Below are 14229 nucleotides of genomic sequence, written 5' to 3' on the forward strand. Positions count from 1 at the left end.
CGCGAGGATATGGACGCCTTTGCGCTGGCCAGCCATGCCAAGGCGGCTGCCGCGATCGACAGCGGCGCGTTCAAGGGGTGAGATCGTCGGCGTGGAGACGCCCGACGGTCTGTTCGACACGGACGATGGCGTGCGTCGTGGCGGCACGATGGAGGCGATGGCGAACGTCAAGACGCTGGAGGAAGGCGGCACGATCACGGCGGCCAATGCCAGCCAGATGACCGATGGCGCGTCGGGCGTGCTGGTGGCGAGCGAGGCGGCGATCAAGCGCTTTAACCTCACGCCGATCGCGCGCATCGTCAACCTGACCGTGACGGCGGGCGACCCGGTGATCATGCTGGAAGAACCGATTCCGGCGACCAAACGCGCGTTCGAACGGTCGGGCCTCAGCCTCAACGATATCGACCTGTTCGAAGTCAACGAAGCCTTCGCGGCGATCCCGATGGCGTGGCTCCAGGCGATCGGCGCTGACCCGGCGAAGCTTAACGTCAACGGCGGCGCGATTGCGTTGGGCCATCCGCTGGGCGCCAGCGGCACCAAGCTGATGTCGACGCTGATCCACGCGCTGCGGGCGCGGGGCAAGCGCTATGGCTTGCAGACGATGTGCGAGGGTGGCGGCGTTGCCAATGTGACGATCGTGGAGGCGCTGTAATAGCTACTCTTCAATCAGGATAGCCGCATAGGGCGGCAGGCTGCCCGATGTCGCGCCATTGGTGGCGGTCAGGATGCGGCCTGATCCGGCACCGCTATCGGGCCAGGCGATCGGCGCGTTCGACAGATTGAAGACGCAGAGCAGCGACTGGTCGTCGAAGGTCCGGCGGAAGGCGAGGCAGGCTGCGTCGGCCACCAATATGGTGAGCGCGCCATGACTCAGAGCCGGGTTAGCCTTGCGCAGCGCTAACATATTGCGGGTGAAGGTGAGGAGGGAGCCAGGGTCGGCCTCCTGCGCATCCACGGCGAGCGCAAGATGATCGTCGCCATGGGGCAGCCAGGGTTCGACGCTTGAAAAGCCTGCCTGTCTGGCATCGACCAACCAAGGCATCGGTGTACGTGCACCGTCGCGTGACAGGGTGAGCGGCCAATTCGCGATCGCTTCGGGATCCTGCAGCCGCTCGAAGGGAATATCGACCTGGGTGATGCCCAATTCCTCGCCCTGATAGAGGATGGCATTGCCGCGCAGCGCCATCAGCAGCGCCATCTTCATGCGGGCAAAGGCCGGGCGATCTTCGGGCGCGCACCAGCGCGAAACGGCACGCGGCGCGTCGTGATTTTCGAACGCCCAGCTGGGCCAGCCCATGCCCGGTTCGTCGGGCCAGCGATCGACCGTTTCGGCGACCAGCGCCGGCGTGAGCGCGGGGGCGTAGAGGAAGGAAAATCCATAGGCGCTGTTGAGGCGATGATCGCCTTGGGTGAAGGCTTTCATCTCCTGCTCGGCGAGCGCACCGCCCACTTCAGCGACAGTGAAGATCGCGCCATAATCGTCGCAGAGCGCGCGGATGCGTTCAACGAAGGGGACGATGTCGGGATGCGACTGGCTGTAGCGCTTGATCTGAAAATCAAACGGGCGGGTGCGTAGGCTGCCATCATCGGGCGCGGGGGGATTATCGCGCATGTCGGGGTCGTGCATCGCATGGTTCAAGGCATCGAGCCGAAAACCATCGACGCCGCGATCCAGCCAGAAGCGCATGACGTCGAGCAGCGCGTCCTGAACCACCGGGTTATGGACGTTGAGCTGGGGCTGGCTGGCCAGGAACTGGTGCATATAATATTGGCCCCGCCGCGCGTCCCAGGTCCAGGCTGGGCCACCGAACACCGACTGCCAATTATTGGGTGGGGTGCCGTCGGGCCTGGGGTCGGCCCAGACATACCAGTCGGCCTTGGCATTGGTGCGATCGGCGCGGCTCTGCGCGAACCAGTCATGCAGGTCGGAACTATGGGCATAGACCTGATCGATCGTGACTTTCAGGCCCAGCGCATGGGCACGCGCTATCAGCGCGTCGAAATCGGCGAGCGTGCCGAAAATGGGATCGACGTCGCAATAATCGGCGATGTCATAGCCGAAGTCGCGCATGGGCGAGGTGAAGAAGGGGGAGATCCAGATCGCATCCACGCCCAGTTGCGCCACATGCTCCAATCGCTGGGTGATGCCGTTAAGGTCGCCCACGCCATCATGATTGCTGTCCTGAAAACTGCGCGGATAGATTTGGTAGATTACCGCGCCTTTCCACCAGGGAAGGTCGGTCTGTACGGGCGCTGACGTCATGGCTGGCCTTTGCGGGTCAGGGTTTGGCAGGGGGCATGCCACTACACTCTTGCATGTCGGTTGCGATAGGTGAAGCCTGGGATCGTGATTGCCAAAGGGCCGCCATGGGGAACGGGATGTGGCGGAGGGGGAGACTGAGTTTGACCATCACCATCACGGCCTTCGCCCAGTCGCCCGATCGCGGTCGGGGGCTGGCCCGCGACATGAGCGTTCGCTGGGCGCTGGAGGAAGTGGGCCAGCCCCATGCGGTTCGCTTGCTGTCCTTTGCGGCGATGAAGGAAGCCGACCATCTGGCGCTTCAGCCTTTCGGACAGATCCCAACCTACGAGGATGGCGACCTGACGTTGTTCGAATCCGGCGCGATCGTCTTCCACATCGCGCAGCGATATATGGGCCTGTTGCCGGACGACGAGGGTGCGCGGGCGCGGGCGATCAATTGGATGTTTGCCGCGCTGAACACGGTCGAACCGCCAATCCTCCAGCGCGAAGGCGCGATGCTGACCGAGCGCGACAAGCCCTGGCATGCCGAGCGTCTGCCGATGCTGGATGGGCAGGTGCATGATCGGCTGGCTGCGTTGGCGTGTCGGTTGGGCGATGCGACCTGGATCGATGGCGCATTTAGCGCGGGCGATCTGCTGCTCGTCAATGTGTTGCGTCGGCTGACGACATCCGGGCTGCTGGCCGCCCATCCCAATCTGCTGGCCTATGTTGCGCGAGGTGAGGGACGGCCAGCGTTCCAGCGCGCCTTTGCCGACCAATTGGCCGTGTTCATCGGCACTGAGCAAAGTGGCCAACCGTGAAATTCGCTCACGAGCGCGGTCTCGAACCATCGCGTGATTCGCTGAGTCGGGCGATAAAAGATCGCTCAATTCCGCATTTTGGCCGACCTAATTCCCCTACGGAAAGCGTTGCATTGCGCTACGGATGCAATTTTTGCAATCGCTCTAAAGGCTTTCGCACTTGCAGCAAAAGTGCAGTTCGGTGAAAACAAACTCGCCTTTCAGGCATCCTCTCCTAAAACTTTTACGGGCTGGTCTTCGGATCGGCCCTTTTTTTGTCCAGCGACGTTTCGGTCTCTTCCGGAGAATGGTTATTGGGCAGCGGCTTGGCCGGATCCCGCCATAGGACGCCGACTTCGAGATAGGCTTCCAGTTCGCGCCAATGCCGGTCCCACCCAGGACCGCGCCGTGCGACGGGCACTTCCTGCTCCACCATCTGGCGCGCGCGGGTGATCGGATTGGCGGGGCGTTGCCCGATCCGATCGACAATGTCGCGCAAATCCTGCGGGCGATCCTTGCTCATGCTGCTGCTATTTCCCTCGGCCTCGCTGCGCGTTTGCGCCATGGCGCGACCGACCGGCATAGGCAAGGGAGAAGCGTATCAACGACGCTGCGGCGCACCATCCTTGCGGGCTTGGGGCTCCCGCGCGCTGATGATCAACTGATTGAGGCGCAGTTCATCTTGCGCACCGGCGGCACATTGCCGACAAAACCAATCCAGATACCGCGCCAGAATAAGCATGGTCCCTCTCCATTTATATTATGGGGCCAGCATATCATAAGTGCAGAGCAAGGGAAGCGGCTCGCTACTGATCCGCACCTATCACGCGATAAAGCAGAATGCGGTTGGAGACGAGCGCAAGGTCGGTGGCGATCGCCGATTGGCGGGCGGCATACAGCGTGCGCTGGCTGGTGAGCGTGTTGAGGAAAGTGTCGATGCCCGCGCGATAGCGGTCTTCGGACAGGGTATAGCGCGCTGGCTGGCGATAACGAGGCGGCGCTGGGCCGCCTGCTGCGCGTCGATCGTGCCGTCGCGGGCGAGCGCATCGGCGACTTCGCGAAAGGCGGTCTGGATCGCCCCCTCATATTGGGCGAGCATCATGTCGCGCTGCGCCTGGCTGAGCGCGATATTGCCGCGCACGGGGCCGCCGAAGATCGGCAGGCTGGCCGACGGCGCAGCGGACCAGGCGAAGGCATCACCGGTGAAGAGCGCGGAAAGCGCGGAACTGGCAACACCGATCGCCGAGGTCAGGCTGATCCGCGGGAACATCGCCGCGCGCGCCGCGCCGATATCGGCATTGGCGGCCATGAGTTGATGTTCGGCCTGCAGCACGTCGGGACGCTGGAGCAGGGTGTCCGAGGTCAGCCCGGCGGGAACTGCGGCGATGCCTGCGATCAGGCTGTCGAGCGAGACAGGAAGCAGAGCGTCCTCGACCGGCGTGCCCGCCAGCAAATCGAGCGCGTTACGGTCCTGCGCGACCTGGGTCATATTGGCGGCAACGTCGGAAGCGGCCTGTTCGACGATCGTTTGCGCCTGATAGACATCGAGCTTGCCGGTCAGCCCAACGCCGTTGAGCGTATTGACGAGGGCTATGGTACGTTGCGCACTGGCGAGTGTCTGGCGCGACACGACGAGCAATTCCTGGTCGGCGGCCAGCGTCGCATAGGCGCTCGCCGTTTCGGCGATGAGCGCAATGCGGGTGGCACGCGTGCCTTCTTGCGTCGCCAGATAGGATTGCAGCGCGGATTGAGAGAGGTTGCGTAGCGCCCGAACAGGTCGATCTCGAACGACCCAAAGCCGATGTCGGCGCTGTAGCTATTCTGCCGCGCATCATTCTGGCGGACGAAGGCGGCGCTGGCGTCACCGGTCACGGTCGGCAGTTGGCTTGCACGCTGGATACGATATTGTGCGCGGGCTGCCTGAACATTCGCGAGCGCTGCGCGCAGGTCGCGATTATTGGTGAGCGCGCGTTCGATCACAGTCTGGAGTTTGACGTCGTTGACCAGTTGCGTCCAGGGCAGGCCCGCCGTTCCAGCCTGTGCCGGGGCATAGGCTTCGCCTGTGGGCAAGGCCGCAGGCACCGGCGCGGCGGGCCGGACATAGGTCGGAGCCATGTTGCAGCCCGCCAGTGTCAGCGCACCGGTCAGCAGGAGGAGGGTGCGGGTCATGCGGGCAATCCTGCGTCCGGGGCCGGGCTTTGTGGCGGCGCTTTGGTCTTATCGCGGTCGAACAGCCGCGCGATGGTGACGAAGAAGAGTGGCACATAGAAGATCGCCAGCAATGTCGCCGTCAGCATACCGCCGATAACGGCCGTGCCGATAGCGACCCGGCTTTGTGCCCCTGCGCCAGTCGCGATCGCGAGCGGGATGACGCCAGCGATAAAGGCCAGCGATGTCATCAGGATCGGGCGAAAGCGCAGCTTTGCCGCTTCGAGCGCCGCCGACAAAGGATCCTTGCCCTGACGATGTGCCAGTTCGGCAAATTCGACAATGAGGATGGCGTTCTTGGCGGCAAGACCCATGGTGGTAAGCAGGCCGACCTGGAAGAAGATGTTGTTCTCAAGCCCGCGCGCCCAGACCGCGATCACCGCGCCGACAAGGCCAAGCGGCACGACCAGCAGCACCGCGATCGGAATCGACCAGCTTTCGTATAGTGCAGCGAGGCAGAGAAAGACGACCAGAACCGACAGGCCATAGAGCAATGGCGCTTGTCCACCCGACAATTGTTCCTGGTAGGACAGGCCGCTCCAGGCATAGCTGGTGCCGGGTGGGAGTTGCTGCTGCAACGCGACGATCCGGTCCATGGCTTCGCCTGAACTGGCACCCTGCGCCGCTTGCCCTTGAATTTCAAAGGAGGGTTGGCCGTTGAAGCGAGCGACGGTGGATGGTCCCATCGTCCAGTGCGTGGTCGCAAATGCTGAAAAGGGGACCATCTCGCCCGTGGATGCCGAGCGCACCATCCAATTGTCGAGATCCGTGGGCAGCGCACGATAGGGTGCGTCGGCCTGCATAAAGACGCGCTTGACCCGGCCGCGATCAACGAAATCATTGATATAGCGACTGCCCCAGGCGGCGCTTAAGACGGAATCGACGTCGCTCTGGCTAAGGCCCAGCACAGCGAGCTTTTCGGAATCCACGTCGATCTTCAGCTGCGGCGTGTCCTCCAGTGCTGCCGCGCGAACGCCGGCAAGGAGCGGGTCTTTCGCGGCGGCAGCGATCAGTTGGTTGCGCACCTCCTGAAAGCGGTCGCGGCTAAGTCCGCCCGTGTTGAGCAGTTGAAAGGTAAAGCCGTTGGATTGACCGAGCCCGCGAATGGCAGGCGGGGTCATTGCCAATACCCGAGCGTCGCGGATCGCCGACAGCTGTTTATTGGCCCTTTCGGCTATGCCACCGGCGCTATTGACCACGCCTTTGCGATCGTCCCATGGAGCGAGGTTGATAAAGCCCATGGCGACATTTTCACCTTGGCCCTGAAAGCTGAAGCCGGTCATGATGAAGGCGAAGGCAACGTTATCCTTCTCATCATTGAGAAAATAATTCTGCACTTGCGCGGCGGTTTCCGTCGTGCGGCTGGACTTGGCACCAGCTGGAAGAGTGATCTGCGCCATGACCTGCCCCTGATCCTCAACCGGGAGGAAGCTGGATGGCAAGCGCACGAAAAGCAGGGCAAGGATGCCGAGAATGACGAGATAGCCCAGCCAGAACAGCTTGCGCCGTCCCAGCATCTGTTCGGTGCGGCGGATATAGCCGTGGGTCAGCCGGTCGAACCCACGGTTGAATTTGCCCGACCAGCCATGGTTGCGCCGTTCGTCATGCACGGGCTTGAGCAAGGTGGCGCAGAGCGCGGGCGAGAGGATGAGGGCCACCACGACCGAGAGCAGCATGGACGAGACGATGGTGATGGAGAATTGGCGGTAGATTACGCCGGTCGAACCACCGAAGAAAGCCATGGGCAGCAGCACGGCGGATAGGACGAGGCCGATGCCAACCAGCGCGCTGCCGATTTCTTCCATCGACTTGATCGTTGCATCGCGGGGCGACAGCCCTTCTTCCTCCATGATCCGCTCGACATTTTCGACGACGACGATGGCGTCATCGACCAGCAAGCCGATCGACAACACCATGCCAAACAAAGTGAGCGTGTTGATGGAATAGCCGAACAGCGCCAGCACGCCGAAGGTGCCGAGCAGCACGACGGGCACCGCAATGGTGGGGATAAGGGTCGCGCGCCAGCTTTGCAGAAAGACGAACATGACCACGACGACCAGTAAGACAGCCTCGATCAGCGTCTTGATGACTTCGTTGACCGACAGTTTGATGAACGGCGTGGTGTCGCGGGGATAGACCAGCTTATAGCCGTGCGGCAGGTTCTGGGACAGTTGCGTAACGGCGGCTTTTACCAGTTCGGCGGTCTTGAGCGCGTCCGCACCGGGCGCCAGTTGCAGCGCCATGCCCGATGCGGGATGGCCGTTCAGTCGCGCTGCGGTGGTGTAGCTTTCATTGCCCAATTCCACCCGCGCCACGTCGGACAGGTGGACGATCGACCCGTCGCGCTGCGTCTTGACGACGATGTTGCGGAATTGTTCGGGGGTTTCCAGGCGCGATCGGGCGGTAACCGTGGCGTTTATCTGCTGCCCGGCGGGTGCGGGGTCAGCGCCGATCTGCCCGGCGGACACTTCGACATTCTGCGCCGATATCGCGCTCTGCACGTCCGAGGGCATCAGCTTGACGGCGGCGAGCTTATAGGGATCGAGCCAGACGCGCATGGCATATTGCGACCCGAAAATCTGGGTCGCGCCTATGCCTTCGATCCGGGCAATCGGATCCTGGAAATTATTGACCAGATAGTCGGAAATATCGGCCTGCGTCGCGAGGTCGGTCTCGTCATAGAGGCCGACCAGCATCAGAAAGTCGGTCTGCTGCTTGGTGACCGTCAATCCCTGCTGCTGCACCGGATTGGGCAGACGGCTCAGCGCCTGTTGCACGCGGTTCTGCACCTGCACCTGCGCGGTGTCGGGGTCGGTGCCCTTCTGGAAGGTGACCGTAATCTGCGACCGGCCCGTCGCCGACGAAGAGGAGGAGAAATACATTAGCCCGTCAATGCCGGTCAGCTGCTGTTCGATGATCTGGGTGACGGCGGTTTCGACGGTGTTGGCGGATGCACCAGGATAGGTCGCGCTGATGCCGACGCCGGGCGGCGCAATGTCGGGATATTGCGCGATCGGCAGGGAGAACATCGACCCGAGACCCGCCAGCATGATGCCGATGGCAATGACCCAGGCGAAGATCGGCCGTTCGATGAAATAGCGACTGAGCATGGCCTATTTCGATGCCGCGACGGGCTTGACGACATCGTCGGGCTGCACCTTGCCCGTGCCTTCGACGATTAGCTTGTCTCCGGCCTTCAATCCCTTGGTGATCAGCCATTTGTCGCCGATCGCCTGACCCGCGGTCACGGTGCGGCGCTCGACCTTGTTCGCGCTGTTCACCACCAGCGCTGTGGCATTGCCCTTGGGATCGCGGGTGATGCCCTGTTGCGGCGCGAGGATGGCGCCGGGCACCACCGATTGGGGCGCGACGACGCGCACGAACATGCCGGGCATCAGCAGCCCGTCGGGATTGGGGAAGCGCGCGCGCAACGTCACCGTGCCGCTGTTGACGTCGACGATCGGCTCGGCGAAGGCGATCACCCCCTCCTGCGGATAGTCGCTGCCATCCTCCAGTTTCAGGCGGATCGTCGCGCTGGCGGGCAGGGTCTCGCCCGACGCCAGAGAGCGGCGCAGCGCAAGCAATTGGGTGCTCGACTGAGTGACATCGACGTAAATGGGGTCGAGCTGCTGGATCGTCGTCAGCGGATCGGCCTGGCTGGCGGTGACGAGCGCACCCGGCGTAAACAGGGTGCGGCCGATGCGGCCGCTGATCGGCGCGCGGACCAGCGTGAATTGCAGGTTGACGTTGCTCGTCTGCAGACTGGCGCGCGCCTGCTGCACGGCGGCGCTGGCCTGCCGGGCCGTAGCCGTGACATCGTCGCGATCCTGTGCGCTCACGGCCTCGCTGTCGCCAAGCTGCGTGTAGCGCCGGGCTCTGGCCTGCGCTGCCATTTGGGTCGCTTGCGCGCTGGCAAGCGCCGCCTGCGCTTCGTCGCGCGAGGCGCGGTAGAGCCGTTCGTCGATCTGGTAGAGCGGTTGCCCTGCCGTCACCATCGCGCCTTCGGTGAAGAGGCGCTTTTGAATCAGGCCTGCGACCTGGGGCCGGACTTCGGACATCATCGCGGAAACGGTGCGGCCAGGCAGTTCGCTGGCCACGGTGACATTCTGCGCGGTCAAGGTAACGACGCCCACTTCGACTGGCCCTTTTTGCGGCGGCTTGGGTTCGGCGCACGCGGCAATCAGGATGCAGAGCGCCAGCGGCGCGGTGCGAAAAGGCGAAGGCATAATGTTGCGTCGATCCTTGCTTGAACCAGGCGGAGCCTCGCGCCGCCGCGTTGCCGACCGGGCACGGGGGGAGGGGGGAGGGATCGTGCGTCGGACGGACCTGTTCCGCTGACGTCGCGAGGACTCCGCTTGGCGTCGGCTAGGGGGTGCCGACGCTTTCGTCCTGACGCCATTGCCTGTCACATGGTAGAGCGACTTATGGTCTTCCTGTCCCGAAGCCTTGCCACCACGTAACGCTTTGTATCAGCCTGTAGCAGGACGCGGAGAGGCGCAGACATTGGCAGGCGTGCGCGATAGAAGGTGGGATGATCGATACCATTTCTGCTCCTGCCGCCACGGTGCTGGTGGTCGATGACGATGCCGATATTCGCGACCTGATCGTCGGCCAACTGCGGCAGGAAAATTACCGGCTGCTGGGCGTCGGCAGCCTGACCGAATTGCGCCAGACACTGCGCGAGGAGAGTGTCGACCTGATCGTGCTGGACCTCAACCTGCCCGATGGCGATGGCTTGTCGCTATGCCGCGAGTTGCGGGCCGAGGGGTCTGCGGTGCAGATCATCATGGTCACCGCGCGGGGCAGTGCGATCGACCGTGTGCTCGGGCTGGAACTGGGCGCGGACGATTATCTGACCAAGCCGTTCGAACCGCGCGAATTGCTGGTGCGTATCCGCAACCTGCTGCGGCGCGGGCGGAGCGAACCGGCGGCAGCTGTGGAAGCGATGCGCTATGCCCATTTCGGCCCGTGGCGGCTGGATCTGGTACAACGGCGGCTGGTCGCGCCCGACGAGCGGCTGGTGATGCTATCCTCGGCGGAATATCGGCTGCTCTGCCGCTTCATCGAGGAGCCGAACATGGTGCTGGCGCGCGAAACTTTGCTGCCCGAACGGCGTGCGACCGCCGCGTTCGATCGGACGATCGATCTGCAGATCAGCCGATTGCGGCAGAAGCTCGCGGTCTTGCCTGGCGGTAGTGAGTTGATCCTGACGGTGCGCGGCGAGGGCTATGTATTGGCCAGCGCGGTCGATTATTCATGATCCTTCGCTCACTTTCGCGCGTACCGATCTTCTTCCGGTCCATGACCGGACAGATTTTCGTCATCCTGACGATCGGCATGTCGGTTGCGGCGATCATTGCGCTGATGGTCGCCGAACAGACGCGTCGGCATGATTTCGAACGGGTAAGGCGGCAACGGGTGGTGGCGAGCGCGCTCGATATTGCCGATCGCTTGCGACGCGATCCCGCACGGATCGAAGCGATGATGGCGACGCATAGCATCATCGGGGCGTCGTCCGCACCCGCCGGGATTGCGATCAATGAACCGGACGCGACCTGCAGGCAACGCTGGCCGACCGCCTTGGCTCACGCTCTTTGCCCGAAGCCGGGCAGGTGCCGCTTGGGCTGTGCTTCCCCGACTTTAGCCGAACGACCGAGCGCGCGGCGGGGTTGGTCGATGCACCCCGACCCGATTGCTGGGTCGTGCGCTTCACCGATACGACGGGCGAGCGACGGGCGCTGGCCCTTACCTTCCCCCGTCTCGCCAAGCCGCTGCGGGTCATCTATAATCCGCTCTACCTCATGGTCATCATTGCAGCTTCGGCGGGCTTGGCAATCCTGGTGGCGCGCTTCGTGTCGAAGCCGTTACGCCGATTGGAACGAGCGGCCGAGGCCTTTTCGGTGTCGCTCGACCCGGAGGAAATTCCCGAACGCGGGCCGGAAGAAGTGCGCGCGGCCCTTTCCACGTTCAACCTGATGCAGCGCCGCGCCCGCGCCGGTTTTGCCGAGCGGACCCAACTGCTCGCCGCGATCAGCCATGATCTCCAGACGCCGATGACGCGGATGCGGTTGCGGCTTGAACTGATGGAGCAAGGGGAATTGCGCGCGCGCCTGCTGCAGGATTTGCAGGCGATGCAGACGCTGGTGCGCGAGGGGCTGGACCTGGCCAGCAGCACCGAAGCGCGCGAGCCATGGTCGCTGCTCGATATCGACTCGCTGCTCGCGAGCATGGCCGAAGATGCGCAGGAACTGGGCGCGCCGGTTCGGTTCATGGCGGGGTGTGGCGGTACGGTGCGCGTGAAGCCCAATGCGCTGACCCGGTGCATCGCCAATCTGGTCGATAATGCGATCAAATATGGCGACAGCGCTGATATCAGCTGCATGCGGACCGGCGGGCGTGTGTTGATCCATGTGCGTGACCGGGGGCCAGGCATCGCCCCCGATCAGCTTGACCAGATGTTCGAGCCGTTCACGCGGGGGCCAAGTGGCCAACCCGGCGGACGGCATGGCACGGGCATCGGCCTCACCATCGCCCGGTCGCTGGCGATGAGTTTCGAGGCATCGGTGCGGCTGCGCAATGCCGACGATGGCGGGCTGATCGCGACCATCGACATGAAGGGATAGGCAAAATTTGCGTTACGCCGCCAAGGCCTGCCAGCCGGCGATGAAGGCGCGCGCCGCTTCGCGACCTGCGCCGCGGTCGCGCCGGGCTTGTAGAGCGCCGAACCAAGGCCGAACCCATTGGCACCCCCCTGAACCCATGGAGCCATATTGCCGGGGTTGATGCCGCCGACGATCAGCACGGGCAGATCCTTCGGCAGAACGGCGCGCTGGGCTTTGAGGACCGTGGGCGTGGCGGCTTCGGCGGGAAAGAGCTTGAGCGCCGATGCGCCTGCCTGGATCGCGGCGAAGGCTTCGGTCGGGGTGAAATAGCCCGGCATCGAGACCATGCCCGCCCGAGCGGTCGCGGCGATGACGGCGACATCGCTGTTGGGCGAGATGATAAGCTGCCCGCCCGCCTGCCGCACCTGTTCGACCTGTTCGACGGTCAGCACCGTGCCTGCGCCGACCAGTGCCTGCCCCTCGAACCGGCGCGCCAGCCGTTCGATACTGTCGATCGGGTCGGGGGAGTTCATCGGCACTTCGATGAGGGTGAAGCCTGCTTCGACCAATGCGTCGCCGATCGGTTCGACCTCGTCCGGCCGCACACCGCGCAAGATGGCGACCAGCGGGCAGCGGGAAAAGGCGGTGGGGAAATCCAGGCTCATGCAATCTGCTCCCAAAGGCGGGTCATGCCCGCGATAAAGGCGGCTTCGCTGTCGACCATGACCGCCGTGCCGCCCAGTTCCGTGATGGCGCAGCATAGAGTGCGCCCAGCGTCGGATCGGCCAACAGATGGACGGTGCCGCCAGCGGCATGGGCGGCGCAATCACTGCCGATCAGCAGGCCGCTGGCGAAGGACGCGGCATCGGCGCGGTCGCGCAGGCCAAGCAGCCCCGCCGGGCGGATGGCGAACAGCGACGCGAGCATGTCCCCGCGTATGGCCTCGCGCACGCCAGCGCGGAAAGCATCGCCCGGTGTGACCGGCCCGGTCATGTCCTGGCCGATCAGGGCATGGGCCTTGAGCAGGGCGAACATTTCACCGGTCATGGCGGTGACGAAAGCGGCGATCGCGCCATCGCGCATCCAGGCCCATTTGCAATGGGTCCCCGGCTGACACAGCAAGGCGTCTGCGGGGACGAGGCCAGCGGCGACCGCGCCGAGCAATTGCACTTCCTCGCCGCGCATCACGTCGCCCCGGCCGTCCGCGATATGGGATACGCCCGGCACGATCATGACGCCGTCGGTAGGTCGCACGATCGCGGCGGCAAGCGCATCGAGGGTGGCGGACGTGGGGACATAGCCCGCATCGATCCAGCCGCGATTGGAACCGACCATGCCCGCCAATAGCACAGGTGCGCCGCCCAACTGGTCGCGCAGGCGATCGACCTCCGGCACGAAGCCGCCTGGCGGCACCGACGTGATGCCCAAGGCATCGCGCTGCGCCGCAACGACCGCACCCTTCACGATCTGGTAGGCGCGGCGGTTTGTCGTGCCCCAATCGACGGCGATGAAACTCTGCTGCCTCATAATTGTCCGACTATAATGCGGCGATAGCAAACGCAACGCGTTAAGCGTGGCATCAATGAGATCGCCTGGCCTCTGATAGTCCAGTTCAGGTCTCTGCAAGATAGTCCTGCGCATAGCATCGCGTAAATAATAGGGAGACGCATCATGGTTCGGACAGAGAGCCTTTGTAACAGGCGCAGCGTGATCGCGACATTGACGCTGCTCCCGCTCGCAGCCTGCGCGACCCCGATGGGGCGCTACACGGTCGAGCAAGCGGTGCGCCGCTTGCTCCAGCTGTCGAGCCAACGCGCTTTTGCGCGGTTGACCGAGCCGGGCGGCTTTTATGATGATCAACTCACCCATATCACGCCACCCGATCTGGGCGGCGACCGGGGCGGCGCGGTCCTGTCCGCGCTGCTGCGCACCCGCGCGGTGCGCGACCGGGTGGACATGGCGCTCAACGATGTCGCCGTCGATCTGGCCGACAATGCTGCGCCGATCGTGATGGATGCGGTGCAGCGCATGACGCTGGCCGATGCCGTGTCCGTCCTGCGCGGCGGGCCGACGGCAGCGACCGACCTGCTGGCGCGGGAAGCACGCGGATCGGTGGTCGAAGCGCTGCTACCCGGCGCGTCGCGCGCGCTGCAATCGGATATGTTCGAAATGCTGACGGCGGCGCTTTCTGCGACGGGGGGCCGGGATTATGCGGCGCTGGCCGGGAATGTGTCGGGCCAGATTGGCGACGCTATTTTTCGCGCCATCGGCCGCGAGGAAGCGGAGATACGGCGCGATCCTGCGGCCACCCGCGATCCCATATTGATGGCATTGCTGCGATAAGCCGCTTGATTTTGGCGGCGCGCCGTGGTGTCCC

At 64.0% G+C, this 14229-nt stretch carries 9 protein-coding genes and 4 pseudogenes; 5 read left to right on the forward strand and 8 right to left on the reverse strand.

Going from position 1 to position 14229, the window contains the following annotated elements:
- A pseudogene (locus BF95_RS18635) lies at window positions 1-652 on the forward strand (acetyl-CoA C-acyltransferase); the annotation flags it as partial.
- Between the two features lie 3 nt (window positions 653-655).
- On the opposite strand, the gene BF95_RS18640 reads toward BF95_RS18635, so the two are convergent.
- Window positions 656-2263: an alpha-amylase family glycosyl hydrolase gene (locus BF95_RS18640; protein ID WP_043153396.1), complete on the reverse strand. Its 1608-nt coding sequence runs from the start codon at window positions 2261-2263 to the stop codon at window positions 656-658.
- Window positions 2264-2403: 140 nt separating this feature from the next.
- Here BF95_RS18640 and BF95_RS18645 point away from each other — a divergent pair, with 140 nt between their 5' ends.
- Window positions 2404-3063 carry a glutathione S-transferase family protein gene (locus tag BF95_RS18645; protein WP_043153398.1) on the forward strand — a complete coding sequence of 220 codons (660 nt, stop codon included), beginning with the start codon at window positions 2404-2406 and terminating at the stop codon, window positions 3061-3063.
- A 223-nt stretch (window positions 3064-3286) separates the two neighbouring features.
- On the opposite strand, the gene BF95_RS28115 is transcribed toward BF95_RS18645, so the two are convergent.
- The 5 genes and pseudogenes from BF95_RS28115 to BF95_RS18665 form a co-directional block, all read right to left on the reverse strand.
- A complete protein-coding gene (locus BF95_RS28115; protein ID WP_152542833.1) occupies window positions 3287-3565 on the reverse strand; it encodes a hypothetical protein in 279 nt (92 codons plus the stop codon).
- A gap of 78 nt (window positions 3566-3643) precedes the next feature.
- Window positions 3644-3784, reverse strand: coding sequence for a hypothetical protein (locus BF95_RS28375; RefSeq protein ID WP_200867007.1), 141 nt, complete (start codon window positions 3782-3784; stop codon window positions 3644-3646).
- A 64-nt stretch (window positions 3785-3848) separates the two neighbouring features.
- Window positions 3849-5211, reverse strand: a pseudogene (locus tag BF95_RS18655) (efflux transporter outer membrane subunit).
- Window positions 5208-8360, reverse strand: coding sequence for an efflux RND transporter permease subunit (locus BF95_RS18660; protein WP_043153401.1), 3153 nt, complete (start codon window positions 8358-8360; stop codon window positions 5208-5210). The pseudogene BF95_RS18655 and the gene BF95_RS18660 overlap by 4 nt, the downstream one beginning before the upstream one ends.
- Before the next feature lie 3 nt (window positions 8361-8363).
- On the reverse strand, window positions 8364-9476 hold the full coding sequence (locus tag BF95_RS18665; RefSeq protein ID WP_081764215.1) for an efflux RND transporter periplasmic adaptor subunit: 1113 nt from the start codon (window positions 9474-9476) through the stop codon (window positions 8364-8366).
- 305 nt (window positions 9477-9781) lie between these two features.
- Between BF95_RS18665 and BF95_RS18670 the strand changes: the two genes are divergently transcribed.
- The gene (locus BF95_RS18670; protein WP_043153402.1) at window positions 9782-10510 is read left to right on the forward strand and encodes a response regulator; all 729 of its coding nucleotides are present in this window, start codon (window positions 9782-9784) and stop codon (window positions 10508-10510) included.
- Window positions 10507-11873: pseudogene (locus tag BF95_RS18680) on the forward strand (ATP-binding protein). The gene BF95_RS18670 and the pseudogene BF95_RS18680 overlap by 4 nt, the downstream one beginning before the upstream one ends.
- Before the next feature lie 12 nt (window positions 11874-11885).
- Here the strand turns inward: BF95_RS18680 and BF95_RS18685 are convergent.
- Both BF95_RS18685 and BF95_RS18690 read right to left on the reverse strand, forming a co-directional pair.
- Window positions 11886-12517, reverse strand: a pseudogene (locus BF95_RS18685) (2-dehydro-3-deoxy-6-phosphogalactonate aldolase).
- A 22-nt stretch (window positions 12518-12539) separates the two neighbouring features.
- Window positions 12540-13379 (reverse strand): 2-dehydro-3-deoxygalactonokinase, encoded by an 840-nt coding sequence (locus BF95_RS18690; protein ID WP_327195480.1) that lies wholly within the window; start codon window positions 13377-13379, stop codon window positions 12540-12542.
- 144 nt (window positions 13380-13523) lie between these two features.
- On the opposite strand from BF95_RS18690, the gene BF95_RS18695 reads away from it, so the two are divergent.
- The gene (locus BF95_RS18695; RefSeq protein WP_043153406.1) at window positions 13524-14195 is read left to right on the forward strand and encodes a DUF4197 domain-containing protein; all 672 of its coding nucleotides are present in this window, start codon (window positions 13524-13526) and stop codon (window positions 14193-14195) included.
- The last annotated feature ends 34 nt before the right edge of the window (window positions 14196-14229 follow it).

Source organism: Sphingobium sp. Ant17 (assembly GCF_000588875.1).
GTDB lineage: Bacteria > Pseudomonadota > Alphaproteobacteria > Sphingomonadales > Sphingomonadaceae > Sphingobium.

Coding starts and splice junctions, on each gene's coding strand:
- BF95_RS28375 (WP_200867007.1), bottom strand. CDS start 3,784: ATGCTTATTCTGGCGCGGTATCTGGATTGGTTTTGTCGGCAATGTGCC.
- BF95_RS28115 (WP_152542833.1), bottom strand. CDS start 3,565: ATGAGCAAGGATCGCCCGCAGGATTTGCGCGACATTGTCGATCGGATC.
- BF95_RS18695 (WP_043153406.1), top strand. CDS start 13,524: ATGGTTCGGACAGAGAGCCTTTGTAACAGGCGCAGCGTGATCGCGACA.
- BF95_RS18640 (WP_043153396.1), bottom strand. CDS start 2,263: ATGACGTCAGCGCCCGTACAGACCGACCTTCCCTGGTGGAAAGGCGCG.
- BF95_RS18670 (WP_043153402.1), top strand. CDS start 9,782: ATGATCGATACCATTTCTGCTCCTGCCGCCACGGTGCTGGTGGTCGAT.
- BF95_RS18660 (WP_043153401.1), bottom strand. CDS start 8,360: ATGCTCAGTCGCTATTTCATCGAACGGCCGATCTTCGCCTGGGTCATT.
- BF95_RS18690 (WP_327195480.1), bottom strand. CDS start 13,379: ATGAGGCAGCAGAGTTTCATCGCCGTCGATTGGGGCACGACAAACCGC.
- BF95_RS18665 (WP_081764215.1), bottom strand. CDS start 9,476: ATGCCTTCGCCTTTTCGCACCGCGCCGCTGGCGCTCTGCATCCTGATT.